This window comes from Streptomyces sp. NPDC038280 (genome assembly GCF_055600045.1).
The window spans coordinates 440,039-463,291 of the sequence record NZ_JBVJYZ010000003.1 but is presented as its reverse complement, the minus strand read 5'-3'; the positions used below and the strand labels follow the sequence as shown (position 1 = coordinate 463,291).

The 23,253-nt window shown below is 72.9% G+C and carries 18 protein-coding genes and 1 pseudogene; 14 read left to right on the top strand and 5 right to left on the bottom strand.

Going from position 1 to position 23,253, the window contains the following annotated elements; translation table 11 throughout:
• Positions 1 to 7: 7 nt before the first annotated feature.
• The 3 genes and pseudogenes from ACZ7J0_RS10440 to ACZ7J0_RS10430 all read left to right on the top strand — a co-directional run bounded on the left by ACZ7J0_RS10440 (position 8) and on the right by ACZ7J0_RS10430 (position 2,747).
• On the top strand, positions 8 to 1,027 hold the full coding sequence (locus tag ACZ7J0_RS10440) for an SH3 domain-containing protein (protein WP_470885900.1): 1,020 nt from the start codon (positions 8 to 10) through the stop codon (positions 1,025 to 1,027).
• Positions 1,027 to 2,067 carry a serine/threonine-protein kinase gene (locus ACZ7J0_RS10435; RefSeq protein WP_470885898.1) on the top strand — a complete coding sequence of 347 codons (1,041 nt, stop codon included), beginning with the start codon at positions 1,027 to 1,029 and terminating at the stop codon, positions 2,065 to 2,067. Before ACZ7J0_RS10440 ends, ACZ7J0_RS10435 begins: the two co-directional genes overlap by 1 nt.
• 73 nt (positions 2,068 to 2,140) lie before the next feature.
• Positions 2,141 to 2,747: pseudogene (locus tag ACZ7J0_RS10430) on the top strand (transposase).
• 67 nt (positions 2,748 to 2,814) lie between these two features.
• Here ACZ7J0_RS10430 and ACZ7J0_RS10425 read toward each other — a convergent pair.
• Complete coding sequence (locus ACZ7J0_RS10425; protein ID WP_470885896.1) at positions 2,815 to 5,082, bottom strand: MMPL family transporter; 2,268 nt, start codon at positions 5,080 to 5,082, stop codon at positions 2,815 to 2,817.
• A 174-nt stretch (positions 5,083 to 5,256) separates the two neighbouring features.
• On the opposite strand from ACZ7J0_RS10425, the gene ACZ7J0_RS10420 reads away from it, so the two are divergent.
• Both ACZ7J0_RS10420 and ACZ7J0_RS10415 read left to right on the top strand, forming a co-directional pair.
• Positions 5,257 to 6,429 (top strand): sensor histidine kinase, encoded by a 1,173-nt coding sequence (locus ACZ7J0_RS10420; protein ID WP_470885894.1) that lies wholly within the window; start codon positions 5,257 to 5,259, stop codon positions 6,427 to 6,429.
• The gene (locus ACZ7J0_RS10415) at positions 6,404 to 7,066 is read left to right on the top strand and encodes a response regulator (protein ID WP_470885892.1); all 663 of its coding nucleotides are present in this window, start codon (positions 6,404 to 6,406) and stop codon (positions 7,064 to 7,066) included. The genes ACZ7J0_RS10420 and ACZ7J0_RS10415 overlap by 26 nt, the downstream gene beginning before the upstream one ends.
• Before the next feature lie 246 nt (positions 7,067 to 7,312).
• Here the strand turns inward: ACZ7J0_RS10415 and ACZ7J0_RS10410 are convergent, their stop codons facing one another.
• On the bottom strand, positions 7,313 to 8,614 hold the full coding sequence (locus ACZ7J0_RS10410; RefSeq protein ID WP_470885891.1) for a streptophobe family protein: 1,302 nt from the start codon (positions 8,612 to 8,614) through the stop codon (positions 7,313 to 7,315).
• 329 nt (positions 8,615 to 8,943) lie between these two features.
• Between ACZ7J0_RS10410 and ACZ7J0_RS10405 the strand changes: the two genes are divergently transcribed.
• From ACZ7J0_RS10405 to ACZ7J0_RS10375, 7 genes are all read left to right on the top strand, one after another.
• Positions 8,944 to 10,227: a DUF6777 domain-containing protein gene (locus ACZ7J0_RS10405; protein WP_470886061.1), complete on the top strand. Its 1,284-nt coding sequence runs from the start codon at positions 8,944 to 8,946 to the stop codon at positions 10,225 to 10,227.
• Positions 10,228 to 10,347: 120 nt separating this feature from the next.
• On the top strand, positions 10,348 to 11,505 hold the full coding sequence (locus ACZ7J0_RS10400) for an acyl-CoA dehydrogenase family protein (RefSeq protein WP_470885889.1): 1,158 nt from the start codon (positions 10,348 to 10,350) through the stop codon (positions 11,503 to 11,505).
• The gene (locus ACZ7J0_RS10395; RefSeq protein ID WP_470885887.1) at positions 11,505 to 13,133 is read left to right on the top strand and encodes a thiamine pyrophosphate-binding protein; all 1,629 of its coding nucleotides are present in this window, start codon (positions 11,505 to 11,507) and stop codon (positions 13,131 to 13,133) included. Before ACZ7J0_RS10400 ends, ACZ7J0_RS10395 begins: the two co-directional genes overlap by 1 nt.
• Positions 13,133 to 14,329 (top strand): Glu/Leu/Phe/Val dehydrogenase dimerization domain-containing protein, encoded by a 1,197-nt coding sequence (locus ACZ7J0_RS10390; RefSeq protein ID WP_470885885.1) that lies wholly within the window; start codon positions 13,133 to 13,135, stop codon positions 14,327 to 14,329. The genes ACZ7J0_RS10395 and ACZ7J0_RS10390 overlap by 1 nt, the downstream gene beginning before the upstream one ends.
• Positions 14,326 to 16,377, top strand: coding sequence for an acetate--CoA ligase family protein (locus ACZ7J0_RS10385; RefSeq protein WP_470885883.1), 2,052 nt, complete (start codon positions 14,326 to 14,328; stop codon positions 16,375 to 16,377). Before ACZ7J0_RS10390 ends, ACZ7J0_RS10385 begins: the two co-directional genes overlap by 4 nt.
• Entirely contained in the window at positions 16,374 to 17,162 is a 789-nt protein-coding gene (locus ACZ7J0_RS10380) for a glucose 1-dehydrogenase (RefSeq protein WP_470885881.1), read from the top strand. The genes ACZ7J0_RS10385 and ACZ7J0_RS10380 overlap by 4 nt, the downstream gene beginning before the upstream one ends.
• A gap of 266 nt (positions 17,163 to 17,428) precedes the next feature.
• A complete protein-coding gene (locus ACZ7J0_RS10375) occupies positions 17,429 to 18,667 on the top strand; it encodes a glycosyltransferase (RefSeq protein WP_470885879.1) in 1,239 nt (412 codons plus the stop codon).
• Positions 18,668 to 18,748: 81 nt separating this feature from the next.
• On the opposite strand, the gene ACZ7J0_RS10370 is transcribed toward ACZ7J0_RS10375, so the two are convergent.
• Complete coding sequence (locus tag ACZ7J0_RS10370) at positions 18,749 to 20,302, bottom strand: APC family permease (RefSeq protein ID WP_470885877.1); 1,554 nt, start codon at positions 20,300 to 20,302, stop codon at positions 18,749 to 18,751.
• Positions 20,303 to 20,463: 161 nt separating this feature from the next.
• Between ACZ7J0_RS10370 and ACZ7J0_RS10365 the strand changes: the two genes are divergently transcribed.
• A complete protein-coding gene (locus ACZ7J0_RS10365) occupies positions 20,464 to 21,084 on the top strand; it encodes a TetR/AcrR family transcriptional regulator (protein ID WP_470885875.1) in 621 nt (206 codons plus the stop codon).
• A gap of 119 nt (positions 21,085 to 21,203) precedes the next feature.
• On the opposite strand, the gene ACZ7J0_RS10360 is transcribed toward ACZ7J0_RS10365, so the two are convergent.
• Both ACZ7J0_RS10360 and ACZ7J0_RS10355 read right to left on the bottom strand, forming a co-directional pair.
• The gene (locus ACZ7J0_RS10360; RefSeq protein ID WP_470885873.1) at positions 21,204 to 21,359 is read right to left on the bottom strand and encodes a hypothetical protein; all 156 of its coding nucleotides are present in this window, start codon (positions 21,357 to 21,359) and stop codon (positions 21,204 to 21,206) included.
• 114 nt (positions 21,360 to 21,473) lie between these two features.
• Positions 21,474 to 22,442 carry a LysR family transcriptional regulator gene (locus tag ACZ7J0_RS10355; RefSeq protein ID WP_470885871.1) on the bottom strand — a complete coding sequence of 323 codons (969 nt, stop codon included), beginning with the start codon at positions 22,440 to 22,442 and terminating at the stop codon, positions 21,474 to 21,476.
• Positions 22,443 to 22,536: 94 nt separating this feature from the next.
• Here ACZ7J0_RS10355 and ACZ7J0_RS10350 point away from each other — a divergent pair, with 94 nt between their 5' ends.
• Complete coding sequence (locus ACZ7J0_RS10350; protein ID WP_470885869.1) at positions 22,537 to 23,232, top strand: type 1 glutamine amidotransferase domain-containing protein; 696 nt, start codon at positions 22,537 to 22,539, stop codon at positions 23,230 to 23,232.
• Positions 23,233 to 23,253 lie beyond the last annotated feature (21 nt).

Sequence of the window (23,253 nt, the reverse complement as noted above, 5' to 3'; positions counted from 1 at the left end):
GCCGCCCATGGTCCTTCCCGTCAGTCCAGCCAGCTCCTTCGACCCGGACTTCCGGCCGACCCACGTGGTGCCGCGCGGGGGGATGCCGGCGTGGGAGGCCCCCGACCCGAACCGCCCGACGGAACCGCTCGATCCGTTCCTGCCGGTACAACTGCTGGACCGGGTCGGTGACTGGGGGCGGATCCTGTGCTCCAACGGCTGGTCCGCGTGGGTCGACGGACGGCTGCTCGTCTCCGTACCGCCGGACCCTCCCGCCGCCGGGCAGCCACCGGCCAGGGCGGCCGATCCCCGCCCGCTGCTCGCGCGCGCGGAGGAGTCCCTGGCCAGGTATCGGCGGGCGGCGGAGGACCTCGCGGCGGGGCGCATGGACGGCGAGGGGTTCCGCGGGGCGACGCGCGGCCTGCGCGTCGGGATGGTCGTGGACGGCGAGGCGGTGTGGCTGTACGACGCCGAGCACGAGCGCTGGGTGCACTGCGACGGCACCCGGCTGAGTACGTACGCGGCTTCGGCGGGGCCGTCGGCCGCGGCCCAGGTCTCGGCCGTCGAACCGCAGGCACCGGTCGCGCCGGCCGCGCCGGTCCCCGGCGCGGTACCGCGCGAACCGACGCAGGTAGTGGGGCTCCAGCCGCCGAAGGGCTCACCGGAACCCACCCGGCTGGTGGAGCGGGACGACGAGGGGGCCGGGCAGAGTCTCGGGCCCGAGGCGACGCGACTCGTGGAACGGACCGACGAGGACCCCGGGCCCGAAGCCACGCGACTCGTGGAACGGACCGACGAGAACCCCGGGCCCAAAGCCACGCGACTCGTGGAACGGACCGACGAGAACCCCGGGCAGGATCCCGCGCCCGAAGCCACCCGGCTCGTGGAACGGACCGACGAGAACCCCGGGCAGGAGCCCGCGCCCGAAGCCACCCGGCTCGTGGAACGGACCGACGAGAACCCCGGGCAGGAGCCCGCGCCCGAAGCCACCCGGCTCGTGGAGCGCGACGAGGACGGGCGGCCGTCAGCCGCGGCGGGTGACGGATGATGGCCGCGCCCGGCGCCGGTGACACGGACCTGCCGATCGGCCGGCCTTCGGGCCTGCTCGGCAAGCAGATCGCGGACTACCTCGTCGAGAGCGAGATCGGACGCGGCGGGATGGCCGTCGTCTACCGGGCGCGGGACCTGCGGCTCGACCGCACGGTGGCGCTGAAACTGCTCGCGCCGGAACTGGCCCGCAACGACACCTTCCGCAAGCGATTCGCCCATGAGTCGCGGGTGGCCGCGGCGATCGACCATCCGCACATCGTCCCGGTCTTCGAGGCCGGCGAGACGGAGGGCGTGCTGTACATCGCCATGCGGTTCGTCGCCGGGCAGGACCTGCGGGCGCTGCTGGACCGGGAGGGCCCGCTGCCACCCGACAAGGCGGGGCGGATCGCCGTACAGGTGGCCTCCGCACTCGACGCGGCGCACGCGCACGATCTGGTGCACCGGGACGTCAAGCCGGGCAACATCCTGGTCGCCGAGGGCACCGACAGCGACCACCCGGAGCATGTCTATCTCACCGACTTCGGTCTGACGAAGAAGTCGCTGTCCCTGACCGGGTTCACGACGGTCGGGCAGTTCGTCGGGACGCTCGACTACGTGGCGCCCGAGCAGATCTCGGGCAAGCCGGTCGACGCCCGCTGCGACGTCTACAGCCTGGCCTGCGTGGTCTACGAGACGCTGGCCGGCGTACCGCCCTTCCGCCGGGACGACGACATGGCGCTGCTCTGGGCCCATCAGTACGATCCGCCGCCTCCCCTCACCGGTGAACGACCCGATCTGCCGGGCGCGGTCGACGAGGTGATGGGGAAGGCGCTCGCGAAGACGCCCGACGAGCGGTACGGCACCTGCCTGGAGTTCGTGGCGAGACTGCGTGTGGCGATGGAGAGGCCGTGGAAGCCGGGTACGGAACCGTGGCCGCCCCGGGATCCGGACCCTGAGCCGGGACCGCCGCCCGAACCGCCCGCATGGGCGCTCCCGGTGTTCACCCGCGCCGCCGGGGTCCGGTGGCCCCCTCCGTCCGTACGGGCACCCCGGTACTAGGGCGCGTATCGAGTCGTGATCAATTTGCGGGATGTGCCTTCGTGGCACGGTCCGGTCCGATAGACGGTCTTACGTGACTCGAGTGCAACTGACCGATCCGGATTGGGAGTTCATCGAGCCGTACCTGCCGATCGGCGAGTAAGGCCCGTACCCCCGAGCGACTGCGGCAGCAGTTCGAGGGCGTGATCTGGCGGTTCAAGACGGGCGGGCAGTGGCGGGAGACGCCGACGGAGCTCGGCGCCTGGTCGACCGTCCACAACCGCTTCCGGCAGGGGCGTGACGCCGGCGTCTTCGCGGCCCTGCTGGAGGGCCTGATCACACAGGTACGCGGGCCCGTCGGCCGACCCCGCATCCGGCCGGACGCGGTCGCCGCGGACAAGGCGTACTCGTCCTGCGGAAACCGCGCCCACCTGCGCAAACGCCGTATCAAGGCGGTCATCCCGGAGAAGAAGGACCAGGCCGCCACCCGGAAGAAGAAGGGCTCCAGAGGTGGCCGACCCGTCAGCCACGACGCCGATCTCCACAAGGAGCGGAACACCGTCGAACGCCTGATCAACTAGCTCAAAGCATGACGAGGCATCGCCACCCGATACGACAAGACTCCCGACAGCTACCTCGCCGGTCTCCACCTGCGCGCCTCGATGATCTGGATCAAGGACCTCACCAGGACCACCCGATGATCACGACTCGATATGCCCCTAGGTGACGCGCTGAAATGCCGGACGCCAAGGGCGGGCAGGAGTTGAGTCAACGGTCAACCAGCCGTGGACGCGGGACCTCACCCGTGGATTCCGCGTCGGTGTCGTCGGTGCCGACCGGGCCGCGGGGAAACATCCAGTCCAGCCACTTCGGCAGCCACCAGTTGGTCCGGCCGAGGAGTGTCATGGTCGCCGGTACCAGCACCATGCGTACGACCGTGGCGTCGATGAAGATCGCGCTGGCCAGGCCGAGCCCGAACATTTTGGTGGAGGGGTCCTCGGCGACGGCGAAGGACAGGAAGACCGCCACCATGATGAGGGCGGCCGACGTGATGATCCGGGCGGTGCCGGAGACGCCCTCCACGATCGCCGTGCTGTTGTCGCCGGTGCGCACGTACTCCTCACGGACGCGCGCGAGGAGGAACACCTCGTAGTCCATCGACAGGCCGAACAGGATGGCGAAGAGGAACGTCGGGATGAACGACACGATCGGAACCGTCGCTTCCAGCCCGATGAGTGCGCCTCCCCAGCCCCACTGGAAGACCGCGACCATGATGCCGTAGGCCGCGCCGATGCTCAGCAGATTCAGCAGTACCGCCTTGAGCGGTACGAGTATCGAGCGGAAGACCAGCATCAGCAGCAGGAACGACATCGCCAGCACAGCGGCGACGAACACCGGCAGGCGTTGGCTGGTGCGTTGGCCCACATCGGACAGGCTCGCGGCGGCGCCGCCGACGTGGGCCCTGGCCGGGCCGTGCCCGATCGCCGTGGGCAGCACGTCGGTGCGCAGCCGGGCGATGGTGTCGGCCGTGGCCTTGTCCTGAGGGCTGGTGGTCGGGAACACCACGAGGGTCGCGATGCCGGTGGCCCGATCGATGTGCGTCGGCGCGACGGATGCGATGCCCGGATCCGCCGCGACCGCCCCGACGAGTCGGTCCATCACTCCCGGATCACCGGTGAGGTCCGCGGCGATGACGAGGGGACCGTTGGTGCCCGGGCCGAACCCCTCGGCGACGAGGTCGTAGGCCCGGCGCTCGGTACGGCTCTGAGGCAGTGAGCCGTCGTCGGGCAGGCCGACGCGCAGGCCGAGCACGGGCAGCGTCGCGGTCAGCAGCAGCCCCGCCGCGCCGACCGCGTACGGCACCGGGTGCCGGCTGACGTGGCCGATCCAGCGACGCCACCCGGCGGCGTGGGCGGCGCCTGCCGCCGGGTCCCGCCACCGTGCGAGTCGGCCCAGCTTCCTGGTCTGCAGAGCCCGGCCGATCCGGCCGGCCCGGGCCAGGCGCGGGCCCGCCGCGCCGAGGAAGGCCGGCAGCAGCGTCACCGACGCGAGCACCATCGTCAGGACGACGATCGAGACGGCAACCCCGCCCACCGTCATGAACGGCACGTTCGCGACCGCCAGCCCGAGGATCGAGACGACGACGGTGCCGCCGGCGAAGACCACCGGCCGCCCCGCCGTTGCCACCGCTCGTCCGGCCGCCGCCTGCGGATCTAGCCCGCACGCGAGGTACTCCCGGTGCCTGGCGAGCACGAACAGCGCGTAGTCGATGCCCACTCCGAGCCCGACCATGCTGCCCAGGACCGGTGCGAAGGTGGGGACCTCTGTCACCCCCGCCAGTACCGTCATCGTGGCGACCCCGACGGTCAGCCCGAAGACCGCCATGCCGATAGGGAGCGCGGCGGCGACGAGCGAACCAAACGCCAGGAACAGGATCGCGGCCGCGGCGAGGAGGCCGATCAGCTCGCTTGCGCCGCCGTCGGGGTCGGAGAAGGCGTAGAAGAGGTTCCCGCCCATCTCGATGCGCAGCGGCAGCTCGGCGCGCAGTCGGCCGCCGAGATCGACGAGGGCGTCGAGGTCTTCGGCCGACAGCCGGCTCTGGTCGGGGTACTGCACCCGGACGACCGCGATCCGCCCGTCGGCCGAGACAAGTCCGCCGCGCACGGCAGTGTCCCCGCGCGTGTCGAGCGCCGCCGCCGGGTCGCTCGTGCCAAGCACGTGCGGCAGCCGCTTCACCTCGGCCCGCAGCCGCGTGAGAGCGGTGCGCGCGCCGTCGTCAAAGAACGTCGCACCGTCGTCGAGGGGGGTGACGACCACTTGGGCGGTCATCCCCTCCTGGCCGGTGCCTGCCCGCTCGATCAGTTCCGCGGCCCGCTGGGAGTCCAGTCCCGGAGCGGTCATCGAGTCCGCGGTCCGCCCGCCGAAGGCGACGGCGGCGAGGACGGCGAGCGTGGCGGCGATCAGCCATGCCGCGATCACCCGCCAGGGATGGCGGGCGGCGCTTGCGCCCAGGCGCAACAGGGCTTTCGAGAGCATCGGTTCCTCCAACCACCTCGTCGGCCGTCCTTGTACGGCCGACGATGCCGAGGCTCGTCGCCACGGCGCTCCGCGGCATCGGCCCGCGGGCCGCGGATCCGTCGGCCCCGGGGCGGAGTACGACCCGTCCTTTCGGCCGATGCGCGGCACGCCGCGGTCCCTAGGCTGAGAACCGTGCTCCGAGACGACCTGCGAACCCTGTGGACCGAACCCCGGCCGCCCGACGCGCCCGCCCGGGTGCGGCGGGACTGGGCGCTGCTCGCCGCGGGCCTTGCCGGTGTGGCGCTGGAGGCCACCCTGCGCGAGAACGTCGTGTGGCGGCCGGTGGCGGTGGTGTTCGCCGTATGGCTGTGCCTGCTGCCCCTGTGGCGCCGGACCCGCCCGCTGGCGATGGTGACGCTGGCGTTCGGCTCGGTGATCCTGCTTCCGGTGGCCTCGCTCGTCGCCGCACCGCGCGAGCCGGTCGGCCTGTACACCGGCGCGGTCGTGCTCGTGCTGGTGTACGCGCTGCCCCGGTGGGGATCGGGACGCGAGATCGTGCTGGGCGGCGCGGTGATCATCGCGGTCGGCGCGCTGTGTGTCGTCACGGACGAGACCCCGGTCGTCGAAAAGGTCGTGGGCTTCGTCTTCCTGCTGCTGCCCGGCGTGGTCGGGGCTGCCGTGCGGTTCCGGGTGACCGCTCGCGAGCGGCAGTTGGAGCAGGTGCGCTCCCGCGAGCGCGAGCAACTCGCCCGGGAGCTGCACGACACGGTGGCCCACCACGTGTCGGCCATGGTGATCATCGCCCAGGCGGGCCGGGTGCTCGCGGGCACCGACCCGTCCGCCGCCGTCGAGGCGCTGGAGGGGGTCGAGGAGGAAGGGGCGCGCACGCTGGAGGAAATGCGCGCCATGGTCGCCGCGCTGCGCGACCACGGGGTCGGCGCCGAGCTGGCGCCCCCTGCCGGAGTCGCGGATCTGGAGCGCCTGGTGCGCACCCCGGGTGGTCGCCTCAGGGTCGACCTGGGGCTCGACGGCGAACTGGACGCGCTGCCCCCGGCCGTGGACGCGGCCGTCTACCGGATCGTGCAGGAGTCGGTGACCAACGCGCTGCGCCATGCGGTCGACGCGACCGAGCTCGTCGTTCGGGTCGCCGCGGAACGGCACACGGTACGGGTGAGCGTGCGCGACAACGGCCGGCGCACCGGCCGGGGTCGCGACGGATACGGACTTACCGGACTGCGCGAGCGCGCGACCCTGCTCGGCGGCACACTACGAGCCGGCCCGGGTACCGACCGGGGCTGGCATGTCGAAGCCGAACTGCCGAGAGCGAGGAGCGAGAGCGGTGTCCATTCGCGTCCTCGTCGCTGACGACCAGACGATCATCCGCACCGGGTTGCGGATCATGCTGAACGCCCAGCCCGGCATCGAGGTGGTCGGCGAGGCCGCCGACGGGCGGGAAGCGGTACGTCTGGCCCGCGAACTACGCCCCGACGTCTGCCTGTTCGACATCCGCATGCCCGTACTCGACGGGCTCGAGGCCACCCGGCTGGTCGCCGGCCCGGGTGTCGCCGACCCGCTGGCCGTGGTCGTCATCACCACGTTCGACCTCGACGAGTACGTCTACGGCTCACTACGTGCCGGCGCCCGCGGATTCCTCCTCAAGGACACGGGACCGGACCTTCTGGCGCACGCCGTACGGTCGGCGTCCGACGGTGAGGCGCTCATCGCGCCCAGCGTCACCGTCCGTCTGCTCCAGGCATTCGCGGACCTGCCCGCCGGCCGGCCCGTGGCCCAGCCGGTCTCCCCCGTCACCGCCCGCGAGGAGCAGGTGCTCCTCGCCGTCGCTCGCGGGCTGACCAACACCGAGATCGCCGATGCACTGCACATCAGCCTCAGCACGGTGAAGACGCATCTGGCCAGCCTGATGGCCAAACTCGGCGCCCGCAACCGGGTCGAGATCGCGATGTGGGCCTACGAAACGCGCCGTATCCTCCCCGGAACCTGAGCCGGGTGCCGGGCCATGTCCCATGAGTCCCCGCCCGGACATCAGTGCACCGGTCGGCTCACGTCGGCTCCACGTGCCTCACCCGCCCCAGAGCGTGACGTACCAGGAGGCCGGAACTGGGACGGTGAGACACCCGATACGACAAGACTCCCGACAGCTACCTCGCCAGTCTCCACCTGCACGCCTCGATGATCTGGATCAAACACCTCACCAGGACCACCCGATGATCACGACTCGATACGCGCTCTAGGCGGGACCGGCGCCGTCCGCCTGGTCGACCTCGCCCCGCCGGTGTACGTGCGAGGCGAGCAGTCCGCCGATGAAGCCCGTGACCAGGCCCCACAGCAGGGCCAGGCCGACCGTGGTCCACAAATGCGGCCGCAGGGCGACCTGGCCGCCGAGCCCGCCGACGTCACCGATCCCGAGGAGCGACAGGCCGTAGCGGGCGTAGAGCCGGGTGACGGGGCAGACGACCAGCATGGTCAGGGCGAAGGCGACGCCCATGTGGAGGGCGTGCTGCCAGAGCCGCATCCGGGCCGGGGAGCGCACCGCCATGGCGAACGCCGCAGCCAGGAGCAGAAGGGCGGCAATGGGGACGAGCCACCAGGCGCGCTCGTCGGCCGAGGCGAGGGCGGACACATCGAGGGTGGTGGTCTCGCGGCCTCGCAGGACCTCGTCGAGGACATGCGGCATCGGCAGGCCGAAGGGCCCCTCGACCTTGCCCTCCCAGGAGCCGCCGATACCGAGCCCGAGGGCCAGCCAGGCGACGTTCGGCAGTCCCAGGAGGACGACTGCGAAGGTGGAGGCGGCGTGGCCCCGGGTCGCCGCCACCACGACGCCGATGACCAGGGCGAGCACGACGTACACCAGGAGCAGGAGCAGCATCGCGAACGCCGCGGGCCTCACGGGTTCCTGATAGCGGACCAGCCTGGCCGGGAGCGGGGCCCTGCGAGAGACCAACAGGGCCATGGCGAGCACGCCGAGGATCCAGAGCAGGCCGTAGAGCAGGGTGGGGCCGGGATCGGCACGGAAGCCGACGGTGACGGCGCCCTCCAGGAGTTCGCCGACGATGTCGGCCAGCTCGTCCTGCCCGAGGTCCGGAGTGAGATCGAAGGTGTGCCGGGCGAGGGCGGTCAGGCCGGCCAGCGCGGCCAGCCAGAGCACGGTCGTACGGGCGACCCTGCCGAGGAGTTCGCCGGTGCCGGCGACGGCCCGGTGGCGCAGCGGCCGGAGGAAACAGACGCCGGTGGTGAGCGCTCCGACAAGGGCCACCGAGAGGGGCATGGCCGTGAGTGCGGCGTCGGTTCCGGCGAGGGGGCCGGCGTCTCCGGCGATGCCCACGTCGCCGCCGGCCGCCATCACGACGACGGCCGCGACGACGCTCGGGAAGCCGCCGCCCGGCAGGTCTCCGGCGCCGGCCGCCCACAGCCCGAGGGCGGCGATGACGACCATGGCGGCCAGTCCTGCCACGACGGCGAGGAGAGCGTCGCCCCAGTCGTGAAGGGCGCGCTGGGCGCCGCTGCGCGTGGTGGGTCCCTGACGGCTCACGCTGCCACGCTAGGCCGGACCCTGGGCGCGCGCCCCCCCGGACGGTCCGGTCGGGGGTCCGGGCGGACACGTATGCGAAGACGGTCATGAACGGTCCGGTCGCTGACATGTACTCAAATTCCTTCGGGGCCGGGAACGGGTCGCGCGAGGCGCGGCCGCTGGCGTGGGCACTGGAGCCGTCATCCTCGGCGGGCGATGCCGGCGTGATGTTCCGAGGGCGAAGCCACGTCCGCAGGCGGTCGTGGTCTGTTGCTCCCGACAGCCCCGGGTCGCGGTGCGGAGTCATCCCGCGGCCCACACAATGGGGCGCGGAACGGAAGAAGGGACACATCGTGACGTCGCACCCGCCCTCCGGCCCGCCCACAGGCCCCCCTTCGGGACCCCTCTCGGGCCCCTCATCCAGCCCGGAGTCGGGCGGTCCGCCGCCCCCGCCCGGGCCCCCCGGCGGTACGGGCGGCGGTGACGGCCGCGGTCGCGGCGGCCGGGCGGGCGGGGACGGCGGCCCCTGGTGGCGCTCGGTCCCGAAGATCGCGGCCCTCACCGCGGTGGTCGTCGCGGCGGTGGCGCTGACCATCGTCCTCACCCGTTCGGACGGGGGCGGCAACGGCGCGGGCGGCGAGGTGGCCCTCCAGCCGGCGGCCGCCACGGGGCCCAATCCGTACACACCGTCCACGGCCGCGAAGGCCCCGGCGCCCGAGTCCCCGGCCGCGCTGCCGAGCCCGACCACCCCGGGCCCGACCAACGCCACCCGCAGTGTGAACGGTTCGGCGCCGGGTCTGTACGGGGGGACCATGAAGGTCGCCAGTTGCGATGTCGAGAAGCAGATCGACTATCTGAGCGCTGTCCCGGCCAAGAACGCGTCCTTCGCGTCGGTCCTGGGCATCCAGCCGAACGCCGTCGCCGGGTATCTGCGCTCGCTCACACCGCTTCAGCTGCGCGTGGACACCCAGGTCACCAACCACGGGTACCGCGACGGCTCCGCCACCACCTATCAGGCCGTCCTCCAGACCGGCACGGCCGTGCTCGTCGACAACCGGGGAGTGCCGAGGGTGCGCTGCGCCTGCGGGAATCCGCTGACGCCGCCGGTGGCCCAGCGGACTCCGCCCCGGACGACCGGTGCCGCGTGGCCCGGCTTCCGGGCGTCGAACGTCGTGATCGTCGCCCCCTCCGTGAAGGTCGTGAACGTCTTCGTCATCTTCGACGCCAAGAACGGCGACTGGATCGCTCGCCGTCGCGGCGACTCGGAGGGCAAGAAGGACAAGGAGACCGCGCCTCCTAAGCACCCTCCGTCGGTCTCGCACTCCGACTCGCCCTCGGGATCGCCGTCGAAGCCCGCTTCGGAGTCCGACTCCACGGGCCCGTCGTCGCCGCTGCCGTGCGTCACGGTCACCGGTGGGGCCGTCCCGCCGGGTGGTCCGAGCGCGTGCCCGTCGACCGCCCCCGAATCGCCCGAGTCGCCCGCCCCCGATACATCCCCGGACACCGGCACGCCGACCGAGAACGAGCCGCGGACCGAGGACGTGTCGCCTCCGTCGGAGTCCCTGAGCTCCGCGGAGGTCTCGCCGCACGGAGTGCCGGAACCGCCGCCCCCACCCGTCTCCCCCGCCGGGTGACAGCCACCCGCTCTACTGAGTCATGATTCAGTAGTCCGACTCGTTGACACGCCCCGCCGCGCCTCCAGATACTGACTGACGGTTCAGTTAATTGACGCCGTCGCCGTATCTGGAGGCACCATGTCCGACCTCCCCACCGAGCTGGTCCCGCTCACCCCCGAGCAGCGCGACATCATCGAGCTCACCCGCGCCTTCGCACGCGACGAGATACGCCCGCGAGCGCGCGCCGTGGACGAGGCCGACATAGAGACCCCCTGGGACCTGTGGCGCAAGGCGGCGCGGGTCGGCATCACCGGCTTCATGCTTCCCGAGGAGTACGGCGGCGGCGGCTTCACCGACGTCTTCACCCAGTGCCTGGCGCAGGAGGAGCTGTGCGTCGGTGACCTCGGCATCGGCAACCTCCTCTGCTCCAACGGCTTCTACGCGGACCCGCTGCTGGCGCTCGGCACCAAGGACCAGCAGGAGGCCTGGCTCACCCCGCTGACCGGTCCGGACACCCCGATGACCTCGCTGGCCACCACCGAGCCCGGCGCGGGCTCGGACGCCGCGTCCATCGTGACGACGGCGACCCGCACGGACGGCGGCTATCTGCTGAACGGCCAGAAGTCCTGGATCTCCAACGCGGGAGAGGCCGAGCAGTACGTCGTCTTCGCCACGACTGATCCGGCGCTGCGCTCCCGGGGCGTGACGGCGTTCCTCTTCCGCAAGGGCGCGAGCGGGGTCACCTTCGGGGAGCCGATGCGCAAGATGGGCCAGCGGGCGATCGTCTGCCGGGAGATCTTCTTCACCGACGCCTTCGTCCCGGAGGCCGACCGGCTCGGCGACGAGGGCCAGGGCTTCCACGGCCTCATGCGAACCTTCGACATCTCGCGAGCGGTGCTGGGCGCGGCGGCGACCGGGGTGGCCAGGGCCGCGTACGAGTACGCCCGCGACTACGCCCGGGACCGCCGGCAGTTCGGCAGGCCGATCGTCGAGCACCAGGCGGTGGCCTTCCGCCTGGCCGACATGCGCACCCGCGTCGAGCAGGCCCGGCTGATGACCTGGCGGGCGGCCAAGCGGCTCGACGCGGGGCTCGACGCGACGACCGAGGCGGCGATGGCCAAGCTGACGGCGTCGGAGACGGCGGCGTACTGCACCTGGGCGGCCGTACAGACACTGGGCGGCTGGGGCTACTCGCGGGAGTACCCGGTGGAGCAGTGGATGCGTGACGCGAAGCTGGAGGAGATCGAGGAAGGCACCTCCGACATCATGCGCCTGCTGATCTCGCGGAGCCTGTGATGAGCCGGTCCGCGCGCACGGGGAAGATGACGGGTGGCGAGGCGGTGGTCCGCGCCCTGGCGGCGCACGGCGTCACGACCGCGTTCGGCATTCCCGGTACGCACAATCTGGAGATCTACCGCCATCTGCGGCCGTACGCCATCAGTCATGTGACACCTCGTCACGAGCAGGGCGCGGGGTACGCGGCCGACGCCTACGCGCGGGTGAGCGGTCGTCCCGGAGTCGCCCTCACCACCACCGGGCCCGCCCTGCTGAACATCGCGGCGGCGGTGGGGCAGGCGTACTCGGACAGTGTCCCGCTGCTGGTCGTCTCGCCCGGTATGCCGCTGCGGCATCCCCGGCTGTCCACCGGGCTGCTGCACGAGACGCGCGGTCAGACGGAGGCGATGCGCTCGGTCGCCGCGTTCAGTCACCGGGTGTCATCGGTCGGGGAGATCGGTGAGGCGGTGGCGCGGGCGTTCACCCTGTTCCGTACGGGCCGGCCCCGCCCGGCGCACATCGAGGTGCCGCTCGATCTGCTGGAGGCCGCGGAGCCCGCGGGCCCGGCGCGGCTCGCCCCGTCCCCCGTCGTGGCGGCGCCCCATCCCGCCGATGCGCGGCGCGCCGCCGACGTCCTGCGCAGGGCGCGACGCCCGGCCCTCGTGCTCGGCGGGGGCGCCCGGGGAGCGGCCGCCGAATGCCTGGCCCTCGCCGAGCTGGTGGGCGCGCCGGTGGTCACCACGGCGAACGGCAAGGGTGTCGTCCCGGAGACCCACCCGCTCTCCGTCGGGGTGTCGCTGCACAGCCCCGCCGTCCAGAAGTGGCTCGTGGACCGGGACGCCGTGCTCGCCGTCGGCACGGAACTGGCCGAGTCGGATCTGTGGGCGCCCCTCCCGGAGCTGAACGGCACGCTGATACGGGTCGATGTGGACCCGGCGCAGATCTACGCGGGGCCGCGTCCCGCCGACGTGGGACTCGTGGGGGACGCGCGGGAAGCGCTCGGGGCCCTGTGGGGGCTGCTGGCGGCGCTCGGACCGTCAGTGGAGGGCGACGCGCCCGGAGTCGGAGAGGAGGCCGCCGCGCTGGTCGCCGCGCGGGACGCCGAGACCCGCGACCGGGACGCGCGCTGGATCCCGTATCTCCGGGTCATGCGCTCCCTGCTCGCCGAGGACGCCGTCATCACCTCGGACAGCGCCCAGTGCTGCTACTACGGCGCGCTTCCGCATCTGCCCGTCGGCCCGGGCGGCCGGTATCTGCACCCCACCGGCTTCGGCACGCTCGGCTACGCCCTGCCCGCCGCGATCGGAGCCAAGACCGCGTTCCCCGACCGGCAGGTCGTCGCGCTCAGCGGAGACGGCGGGCTGCAGTTCTCCGTGCAGGAACTGGCGACGGCCGCGCAGCTGCGGCTGCCGCTGCCCGTCGTGGTCTTCGACAACGGCGGCTACGGCGAGATCCGTGACGAGATGGCCGCACGCGGGGAGGTCCCGACGGCCGTCGACCTCGCGCCCGTCGACCTGCCCGGGCTGGCCCGCGCCTACGGCGGTGGCGGGGAGCGGGTGCGCTCACCGGGGCAGTTCGGCGAGGCCTTCGCGCGGGCACTTTCCATCCCTGGCCCCACCCTCATCACCGTTCCCGAGGAGACCTCCTGATGACGACCACTTCTCCGGCGGCCACTCCCCTGGTCTCCCTCACCTGGACGGACCATGTCACCGGCCGTCAGGGGCACTTGGTGATCGACCGTCTCGTACGCGGCGTGGCCAGCGGCGGACTGCGGATGCGCGAGGGGTGCACCCTCGACGAGGTTACGGGGCTGGCGCGCGGCATGACGATGAAAGAGGCCCTGCACTACAGCCCCGACGCGCGGTACATCCCGCTCGGCGGTGCCAAGGGCGGTATCGACTGCGACCCGCGCGACCCCGGGGCGTACGGGCTCCTCGTCCGCTATCTGCGGGCGATGCGGCCGTACGTCGAGCACTTCTGGACCACCGGGGAGGACCTGGGTCTCACCCAGGACGTCGTCGACCGGGCGGCCGCCGAAGCGGGTCTGGTCTCGTCGGTCCAGGCCGTCTACCGGCTCCTCGACGACGAGGAGGCCGCGCGCGGGCGGCTCGCCGACGCGTTCGCCGTCCACGTCGACGGCATCGGCCTCGACGAACTGGCCGGCGGCTGCGGGGTCGCCGAGTCCGTCCTCGCGGCACTGGACCGGGCCGGGGTGGCCTACCGAGGGACACGGGTCTCCGTGCAGGGTCTGGGCACCATGGGCGGCGCCACCGCCCGGTTCCTGGCCGCGGCCGGGCTGAAGGTGGTCGCCGTGGCCGACGTCAAGGGCACCGTCGCCAACCCCGACGGCCTGGACGTCGAGGCGCTACTCGGGGCCCGCGACGCCTACGGCACGGTGGACCGGGCCGTCCTGCGCGAGGACGACCGCGAACTGCCGGGCGACGCCTGGCTGTCCGCCGACGCCGACGTACTGGTCCCGGCCGCCGTGTCGTACGCCATCGACGCCGCCAACCAGGCGTCGGTGACGGCCCGTTGGATCGTCGAGGCCGCCAATATGCCGGTACTGGCAGAGGCGGAGGCGCTGCTGGCGGCGCGAGGGATCACCGTACTGCCGGACGTCGTCGTCAACTCCGCGACCAACGCGTGGTGGTGGTGGACCCTCTTCGGGGACATCGGGGCCGACGCCGAGGAGGCGTTCGCGCACATCCGACGTTCGATGCGGGCCCTCATCGACGAGGTGCTGGCGCGTGCCGAGGCCGACGGATCGACGCCGCGGGCGGCGGCGCACGCCCTCGTCGCCGACCGGCTGCCCGTGATCGCCGAGCGCTTCGGGTGGTACGGATGAGCCTGGACGCGCTGTTCGATCCGGCGTCGGTCGCTGTCGTCGGCGCGTCCGGCAATCCGGAGAAGTGGGGGTACTGGCTTGCCACCGGTGCCCTCGCCGGGCGCCACCGCCGCACCGTGCGCCTGGTCAACCGGAGCGGCGGGGAACTCGACGGCGTCCCGTTCCACCCGAGTCTCGCCGCCCTGCCCGAGGCCCCCGAGCACATCGTGGTCGCCGTCCCGCCCCCGCACGTCAGGCCCGTCGTCGCCGAAGGCCTCGCGGCCGGTGCCCGCTGCTTCACGGTCATCACCTCCGGCGGCGAGGGCGCCGGGGCCGAGCACGAACTGGCCTCGCTGGTCACCGCGCACGGGGCCCGGCTGCTCGGTCCCAACTGCATGGGGGTCGTCGACACCACCACGCAACTCCGCCTCAGCTGGGGCGACTTCCCCGCCGGGGCGGTGGGGCTGGTGTCCCAGAGCGGCAACCTCGCGCTGGAGATCGGACGGCTGCTGTCCCGCGCGGGGCAGGGCTTCTCCCGCTTCGTCTCCCTGGGCAACCAGCGGGACATCGACGCGGTCGACGCCCTCGAGGCGCTGATCGCCCACGATGCGACCCGGGTGATCGCCGCGTACATCGAGGACTTCCGCGACGGCCGCCGGTTCGCGCGCACCCTCGCGGCGGCCCACGCGGCCGGCAAGCCGGTCCTGCTGCTCACCGTGGGCCGCGGCGAGGCCTCCGGCCGCGCGGCCGCCTCCCACACCGGCGCGCTGGTGAGCGCCCGGGCGGTGGTGGCGGCGATCTGCCGGGACGCGGGCGCGTCCCTCCTGGACACGGCGGGCGAGCTCGTGGACACGGCGCTGTGCCTCCTGGCCCCTCGGGACGCGGCGTCCCGGCCGTCGGGCGACCGCCCCCTGCGCGTCGCCGTCGTCGGGGACAGTGGCGGGCAGGGGGCGCTCGCCGCCGACGCGCTGGCCGGGCGGGGGGTCGACGTGCCGGTGCTCGGGGAGGAGACGCGGGTGGCCCTCGGAGGGCAGTTGCCCGCCGTGGGCGGGTGCGGCAACCCGGTCGACCTCGCCGGGGCCGGCGAGGCGGACCTCGGCGCGTACGCCCGGATCGCCCGGACGCTGCTGCTGTCCGGGGACACCGACGCCACCGTCCTCACGGGCTATTTCGGCGACTACGCGACCGGGCATCCGGCGCAGGGACCTCGTGAGTGCGAGGTGGCCCGCGAACTGGCCGACGCGGCGAGGGAGTCCGGTCGCACCCTTGTCGTGCACACCATGGCGAGGGACACTCCGGCGCTCGCGGTCCTGCGGGAGGGGGGAATCCCCGTGTACGAGCGGATCGAGCAGGCGGCTGGTGCCCTGGCGGCGGCGGACGCCGTCCGAAGGTCCCGGCCGTCCGGACCCGCCGCGCTGCCGCCCGCCGCCTCGCCGCCGCTCACGGAAGGGGGCTACGAGACCGTCCGTGAGCTGCTGTGTTCGTATGGACTCGGCTTCCCCGCCGCCGTGTTCGTCAGCACGGAGGACGAGGCCGTGGCCGCGGCCGGCCGCGTCGGGCACCCGCTCGCCCTCAAGGCGATGGGCCTGGCGCACAAGACCGAGGCGGGCGGGGTCGCACTGGGCCTCTCCGACGAGGCGGCTCTGCGGGCCGCGTTCGGCCGGATGAAGGAGGCGACCGGAGCCAACCGCTACGCGGTGGAGGCGATGGTCACTCCCCCGTACGCCGTCGAACTCATCGCGGGCGTGCGGCGCGACCCGGCGTTCGGGCCCGTGGCCATGGTCGGCATCGGCGGGGTCACCGCCGAACTCCACGCCGACACGGCCCTGTCCGCGGCCCCTCTCACCCCCCGGCGGGCCCGTGACCTGCTGCTCTCCCTGCGGCACGCGCCGCTGCTCACCGGATGGCGGGGCGCTCCCGGCGCCCACCTCGAAGCCGCGGCGGCCGCCCTGTGCGCCCTCGCCGAAGCCGCCGCCGAACACCCCGAGCTCGCCGAGCTCGAAGTCAACCCACTGCTCGTCCACCCGGGTGGCGCCCTCGCCCTCGACGCCCATGGAGTCCTCGTATGAGTAAGCAGTTCACCGGTCGCACCTACATCGTGACGGGCGGCGGCAGCGGTATCGGCCGCGCCATCGCGCGGGCCCTGGGCGCGGAGGGCGCGCGGGTCGTCGTCGCGGGCCGTACGCCGGAGCGGCTGGACGGGACGGTCGCCCTCCTGCAGAAGGACGGCGCGCAGGCGCTCGCCGTGCCGACGGACGTACGCGACCCCGAGGCCGTCGACGCCCTGGTGGCCGCCGCCGTGGACCGCTTCGGGCGGCTCGACGGGCTGGTCAACAACGCGGCGGGCAACTTCGTCGTCCCGGGTGTCGACCTCAGCCCGGGCGGCTGGCGCGCCGTCATCGACATCGTCCTCAATGGTTCGTACTACTGCACCAGGGCAGTGGCCCGGCAGCTGCGCGCCCAGGGCACCGGCGGCTCGGTCCTCTCCGTGATCGCCACCTACGCGTGGCACGGACACCCCGGCACGGTCCACTCGGCGGCCGCCAAGGCGGGCGTGCTCGCCATGACGCGTACGCTCGCCGTCGAACTCGCGCCGCTGGGGATCCGGTTGAACTGTGTCGCCCCGGGACCGACCGAGACGGAGGGCGCGGGCGCGGCGCTGTGGGCGACGGACGAGGCCCGCGCCGAGGTGCTGGCGACCGTGCCGGCGGGCCGGTTCGCCGACCCGGCGGAAATCGCCGACGCGTCGCTGTTCCTGCTGGGCGAGCGGGCCTCGTACCTGACAGGTGAATGCCTGACGGTCGACGGTGGCCAGTGGCTGGGGAAGCAGGTGTACGGCCGCACGACGGCGTGAAAGCTGGTGATCGCCCGCCGGAGTGGCGAACACGGCTCCGGACCTGGGAGCTCAACTCGCGGTCGCGAAGCGGGGGTTCGCCCCATCCGCACTGGTTCCCCGCGTACGGATCCACTGCGGGGGGCGCGACGGCGATGAGGGCGCGGAAGGCACCTCAACCCTATCCATGATCAACTTATAGCCCACCGGGGGGCTTGCGGCAAGGCCCGGGTCGTGCCGCAGAATCGCCGACCTGAGCCAGAACCTGGAAAAACGGGAGCCGCGGAATGCGTGTGTTGTTGTCGACCTATGGGGCGCGCGGGAGCGTCGAACCGATGGTCGGACTCGCGGTGCGGCTGCGCGAAGTCGGCGCGGAGGTACGCGTATGCGCGCCGCCGGACGAGGATTTCGCGGAGCTGCTGGCCGGTGTCGGCGTGTCGCTGGTGCCGGTCGGCGAGCCGGTGCGACCACTGGTGAAATCGGTGACGCCGGGTTCGGCGGTGGGTCTGGCTCAGCGCGCCGCCGATTTGATCGCCGCGCAGTTCGGCACGGTCGCCGCGGCGGCCGAGGGATGTGAGGCGCTGGTGGCGACCGGCCCGTTGCCGGTCACGGCCGGCGCGCGGTCGGTCGCCGAGAAGCTCGGTATCCGCTTCGTGCACGTGAGCCACCAGCCGATCAGCCTGCCGTCGCCGCACCAGCCGCCGCCCGCGCGGCGGGGCCGGCCGCTGCCGCCGGGGGTGAGCGACAACCGGGAGCTGTGGGAGGTGGACGCCCGGAACGCGAACGAGATGTTCGGCGAGATGCTCAACACCCAGCGGGCGTCGATCGGCCTGCCGCCGGTGGACAACGTCCGCGACTATGCCTTCACCGACCAGCCGTGGCTGGCGACGGACCCGGTCCTGAGCCCGTGGCAGCCGACGGACCTCGACGTCGTGCAGACCGGCGCGTGGTTCCGGCCGGACGAACGCCCGCTCCCGCCCGAGCTGGTGGCGTTCCTGGACGCCGGCACACCGCCGGTGTACGTGGGCTTCGGCAGCATGCCCATGAGCGCATCGAAGGACGTCGCCCGGGTGGCCATCGAGGCGGTCCGCGCGCAGGGCCACCGCGTTCTCCTCTCACGCGGCTGGGCCGACTTCGACCTGATCGACGACCGGGACGACTGCTTCGCTGTCGGCGAGGCCAACCACCGGGCGCTCTTCGCCCGGGTGGCTGCCGTCGTGCACCACGGCAGCGCGGGCACCACGACGACGGCCGCCCGGGCCGGCGTGCCCCAGGTGGTGCTCCCCCAGGGGGCGGACCAGCCGTACTGGGCCGGCCGGGTGACCGACCTGGGCATCGGTGTGGAACACGACGGTCCGACCGCGACCACCGAGTCGCTGTCGGTCGCGCTCAAGACGGCCCTGACCCCCGAGATCCGCATCCGGGCGCAGGCCGTGGCCGGCACGGTCCGCACCGACGGGACGGCGGTGGCCGCGAGACTGCTGCTCGACACGGCCGGCCGAGAGAGGCCGACCATGTCCGCGTGAAGCACGAAGGAGCTGTCGGGGCAGGTGCTCGCAGGAGTAGGGGGAGGCGGCCGAGGCCGGCTCCCCCCTTCCCCCGCGCGCCTATCCCTTGGCGCGGCGGGTCCTGGCCCCGAGGGCGTAGAAGACCAGCCCGATGACGAGGAACAGCGCCAGCGGTACGACCTGGCTCAGTGTGTACGCGAGGCGCTGGCCGGCGAAGGACTCGGGAAGGGAGTCGGCGGCCGATCCCCCGGTGCCGAACCAGCCGACGCCGAAGCCGGGCCAGATGAGGACGACCACGGTGAACGCGACCAGCCCGGTGGCGAGGACGGTGACCGTCCAGGCGCCCGCGCGGCCGCCGGGGACGGAGTACGGGCGCGGCGCGTCGGGGTACTTGCGGCGCAGGACCACCAGGCTCGGGAAGGTGATCACGTACGAGATGAAGGTCGTGCAGATCGTCAGGCCGAGCCCCGCCGCGAAGTACTTCTCCCCGTCGCCTTCGGTCAGGTTGAGCGCGACGACGAAGAGGAGGGACGCGAGCACCGCCGAGAGCACGTTGACGCGGACCGGCGTGCCGTGCTTCTCCGAGATGGCGCCGAGCCAGGCGGGTCCCGCGCCGTCCGCGCAGGCCACCGCCTGGGCGCGGTGGGCTCCCATGGCCCAGGTGACCCCCGACGTCAGCAGCCCGACGATCAGGCCGGCCGCGGCGACACCACCGAAGACGGCGCCCGCGCCGCTGAGGGTGACGGTGCCGTCTGCGGCGATATGGCCTCCGTAGACGGTGAACACGGCCTTGCAGGCGTCGATGAAGCCGCCGAGGCTGCCTATCCTGTCGGCGGGGAGGACGAAGAGGATTCCGAGGATGGGGCCGCCGTACAGAACGAGCGAGGCGAGGCCCGAGCGGAGGATGGCGAGGGGGATGTCGCGGCGCGGGTTGGTCATCTCCTCAGCGGCCGAGCTGGGCAGTTCGAAGCCGACGTAGTTGAAGATCAGCACGGGTACGAGGGCGATGAACCCGGCGTAGGTGGGGGCGAACTCGCCGGCCGGGAGGGCGTGGACCCCGTGCCGGACGGCGAAGAGGACGACGGAGACGAGGAAGAAGCCGAGCAGCACGACCCTGGCGACGGCACCCGCTGTCGGGACCCACTTGCCGACCCTGACGGACTGGACGACGGCGAGCGCGCCGCCCCAGATGAAGACGAGACCGGCGGCGTACTTCCACAGTCCCGGCAGCGGCGTGAAGAACTGCTCCCAGGTCGTGAGGGCGATGATGCACAGACTGCCGCCGACCCAGACGGGGTTGGATATCCAGTAGAGGATCTGGTTGATTCCGGCCGTGAGCCGGCCGAAGGCCAGCCTGGTCCAGGCGTAGGGCCCGCCCTGCACGGGAAAGGCGGAGCCCAGCTCGGCGACGAGCAGCCCGTACGGCAGGAAGAAGGCGAGGGCGAGGAGCGCCATCCAGGTGAGGCCCTGGGGGCCGTGCGCGGCGACCGAGCCGATGGTGTCGAGTCCGACGAGGGTGCAGATGAGGAAGAACAGCACATCGAGGCGGCGCAGGTCCTTGCGGAGCCGGGTGCGCTGTTCGCCCCACCCGTCGGACAGATCGGGGGTCCGTGGGACGGTCTGGGCGGCCTGATCGGGCGGTGCTTGGGTCACGGCGGACTCCTACGGCGGCACGGGGAGACGACACGGGGACGTACGGACGCAGCGCTGGAACTGACTGAATGGCCAGTCAGTAGTGCGACTGTGGCCCGGGCCACAAGACGGTGTCAAGAGTTCGGCGGCCGCCCGTTGGAAGCCCTGTGTAGGGTGACGGCGTGGCAAGAGTCCGGTTGAGCGTGGAGGAACGGCGCGAGGACATGCTGCGCGCCGCAGTCGAACAGATCGAGGCGCGCGGGGTGACGGCCGTACGTATCGCCGATGTCGCGGCCGCCCTCGGGGTGAGCAACGCGCTGGTGCTCTACCACTTCTCCTCCAAGGAGAAGCTCGTCGCGGCGGCCTTCGCCCATGCCGCCGAGAGCGACCTGGCCCATCTGCGGAAACTGCTCGGCCGCCGCACCACCGCGGTGCGACGGCTGCACGCCGCCGTGCGCTGGTACGCCCCCACCGGTCAGGCCAAGGGCTGGCGGCTGTGGATCGAGGGCTGGGCGGCGGCGCTGCGGGAGCCGGGGCTGCGGGAGGTGACCCGCGAGCTGGACCAGCAGTGGAAGGCGGCGCTGACCGATGTCATCGCGGAGGGCTCGGCGACCGGTGAGTTCCGGTGCGAGGATCCGGCCGCGGCGGCCTGGCGGCTCACCGCCCTGCTCGACGGACTGGCCGTGCAGATGACCTCGTACGCCGGCGGTCTCGCCCGGGCGAGGATGCTCGAGTGGACGGACGACGCACTCGCGCGGGAGCTGGGCTTCGACCGCGCGGCGCTGACGGCTTCCTCTCGCTGAGCGGACCCGGTCCGAGGCCGCTTTCGCGCCCCGGCCGGGGCCGGCGTCAAGCCGTCACCGCAGGTCGCGTCGCACGGGGAAGCGGTCGCGACGCGGTGCGGGGACGACCGGATTGCGGGTCAGTCCGGGGGTTCGGGCTCGGGACTGTCCCCGGGCTCGGGGTCCGGCGCCGGCGCCGGGTCCGTGGCGGGCTCCGGGGGCTGCGGTTCGTGCGGGACGGGGTCCGGCCGGGTGGGCACGGGCCCGGGGCCTTCGGGTGTCGGCTCCGTGGTCATCGCCTCCGCCTCCTTTCGTGGGCGCTCCGTCTTCCTGACTGTGTGCGGCGTCTGCCCGGAGGGCACCGATTCACGCCTCTTCTCCCCAGCCTTCACCCCGTGCGCGGGGGCGGTTCACCAGCTGCGTGATGCCCGCAGGAGCCGGTCCCGTACGACAGCGATGTGAGGGTTGGCCGACGCCCCGGGGCGCTGGACGAGGTAGCCGGTGTTGATCGGCGGGTCCTCGGGGTCGTGGAGGAGCACCAGCGCCCCCGACGCGAGGTCGTCGAGGCACAGATAGCGGGGCAGGACCGTGAAGCCACTGCCCGCCGCGACCAGGGACAGCACTCCCCGCAGGTCCGGGACGGTGACCGCGGCCTCGCCGCCGAGGCGGCGGCCGAAGACGTGCCGCCAGTAGCGCCGGGCGATGGGCAGGTCCTCGGCATAACTGACGAGAGGGACGCCGTGCAGGGCCGAGGGGCCGTCGGCGGCGACCCGCTCCGGGCCGCCGATCCGTTCGGCGACGGCGGGGGACGCGACCAGGACGAACTCCTCGTCGGTCAGCGGGACGGCGGCCAGGGCCCGGCCGCGCGGCCGGTTCGTGGCGATGACCAGGTCGTGCCGGCCCGCGCGGAGCTCGTCGAGGAGCGGATCGGTGAGGCCGGTGATGACGCGCAGGCGCACGCCCGAGGCGACCAGGGGGGCGAGGGCCGGCACCGCGCGCACGCAGAGCAGCTCGGCGGGGCCGGCCAGGTGCACGGGGTCGGCCGGACGGTCCTCGCCCGGCCCGGACGGGCCCACGACGGCGGCCAGGGCGTCGAGGGGCGCGGCGACCCTGGAGGCGAGTTCGTCCGCGTACGGCGAGGGGGCGACGCCGCGCGGCAGGCGTTCGAACAGCTCGCGCCCGAGCTGCCGCTCCAAGGAGCGGATCTGGGTGGTGACGGTGGGCTGCGACAGCCCCAGCAGCCGCGCCCCGGCGGTGAAGGACCCGGACCGGTGGACGGCGAGGAAGGTGCGTAGCAGCTGGAGATCCGCCAGGCCGGCCGCGGCGCCCTGACCCGGTCGGCCTATTCCCGTCGACCCATTGGGATCTCTATCGGTCATAGTGGCGATCCTATTGGATTCTCCTGGTTGATCCGGCCTACGGTCGAGGACATCGCCAAGCTGACGATCGCCCACACCCCCGGAGAGATGTGACATGGCAAGGATCCTTTTCGTTGTGACCGGCGCCGACCACTGGACGCTGGCCGACGGTACGAAGCACCCCACCGGTTTCTGGGCCGAGGAGGTCGTCGCGCCGTACGAGGTCTTCAAGGCGGCGGGCCACGAGGTCGTCGTGGCGACGCCCGGCGGTGTCGTGCCGACCGTGGACAGGGCGAGCCTGGCGCCCGAGGCCAATGGCGGGCAGGAGACCGCCGACCGGATCGGGGCCGCTCTCGCCGCGATCGACGAGCTCCGCAAGCCGATCGTCCTGGAGAACGTCCACCTCGACTCCTACGACGCCGTCTTCTACCCGGGTGGCCACGGCCCGATGGAGGATCTGGCCGTGCACGCCGAGTCGGGGCGCCTGCTCGCCGGTGCCCTGCGGTCCGGCAAGCCGCTCGGCGTGGTCTGCCACGCGCCCGCCGCCCTGCTGGCCGCGCGGGAGGAGGACGGAACGTCGCCGTTCGCGGGGTACCGGCTCACCGGCTTCAGCAACGCGGAGGAGACCCAGGCCGGCCTCGCCGAGAAGGCGAAGTGGCTGCTCCAGGACCGCCTGATGGAGGTGGGCGCCGACTACCAGGAGGGCGAGCCGTGGGCCCCGAAGGTGGTCGTCGACCGCAACCTGATCACCGGCCAGAACCCCGCCTCCGCGGCGCCGCTCGCCCAGGAGCTCCTGAAGAAGCTGGCCTGACCGTGCGCCGGGGAGCGGTCC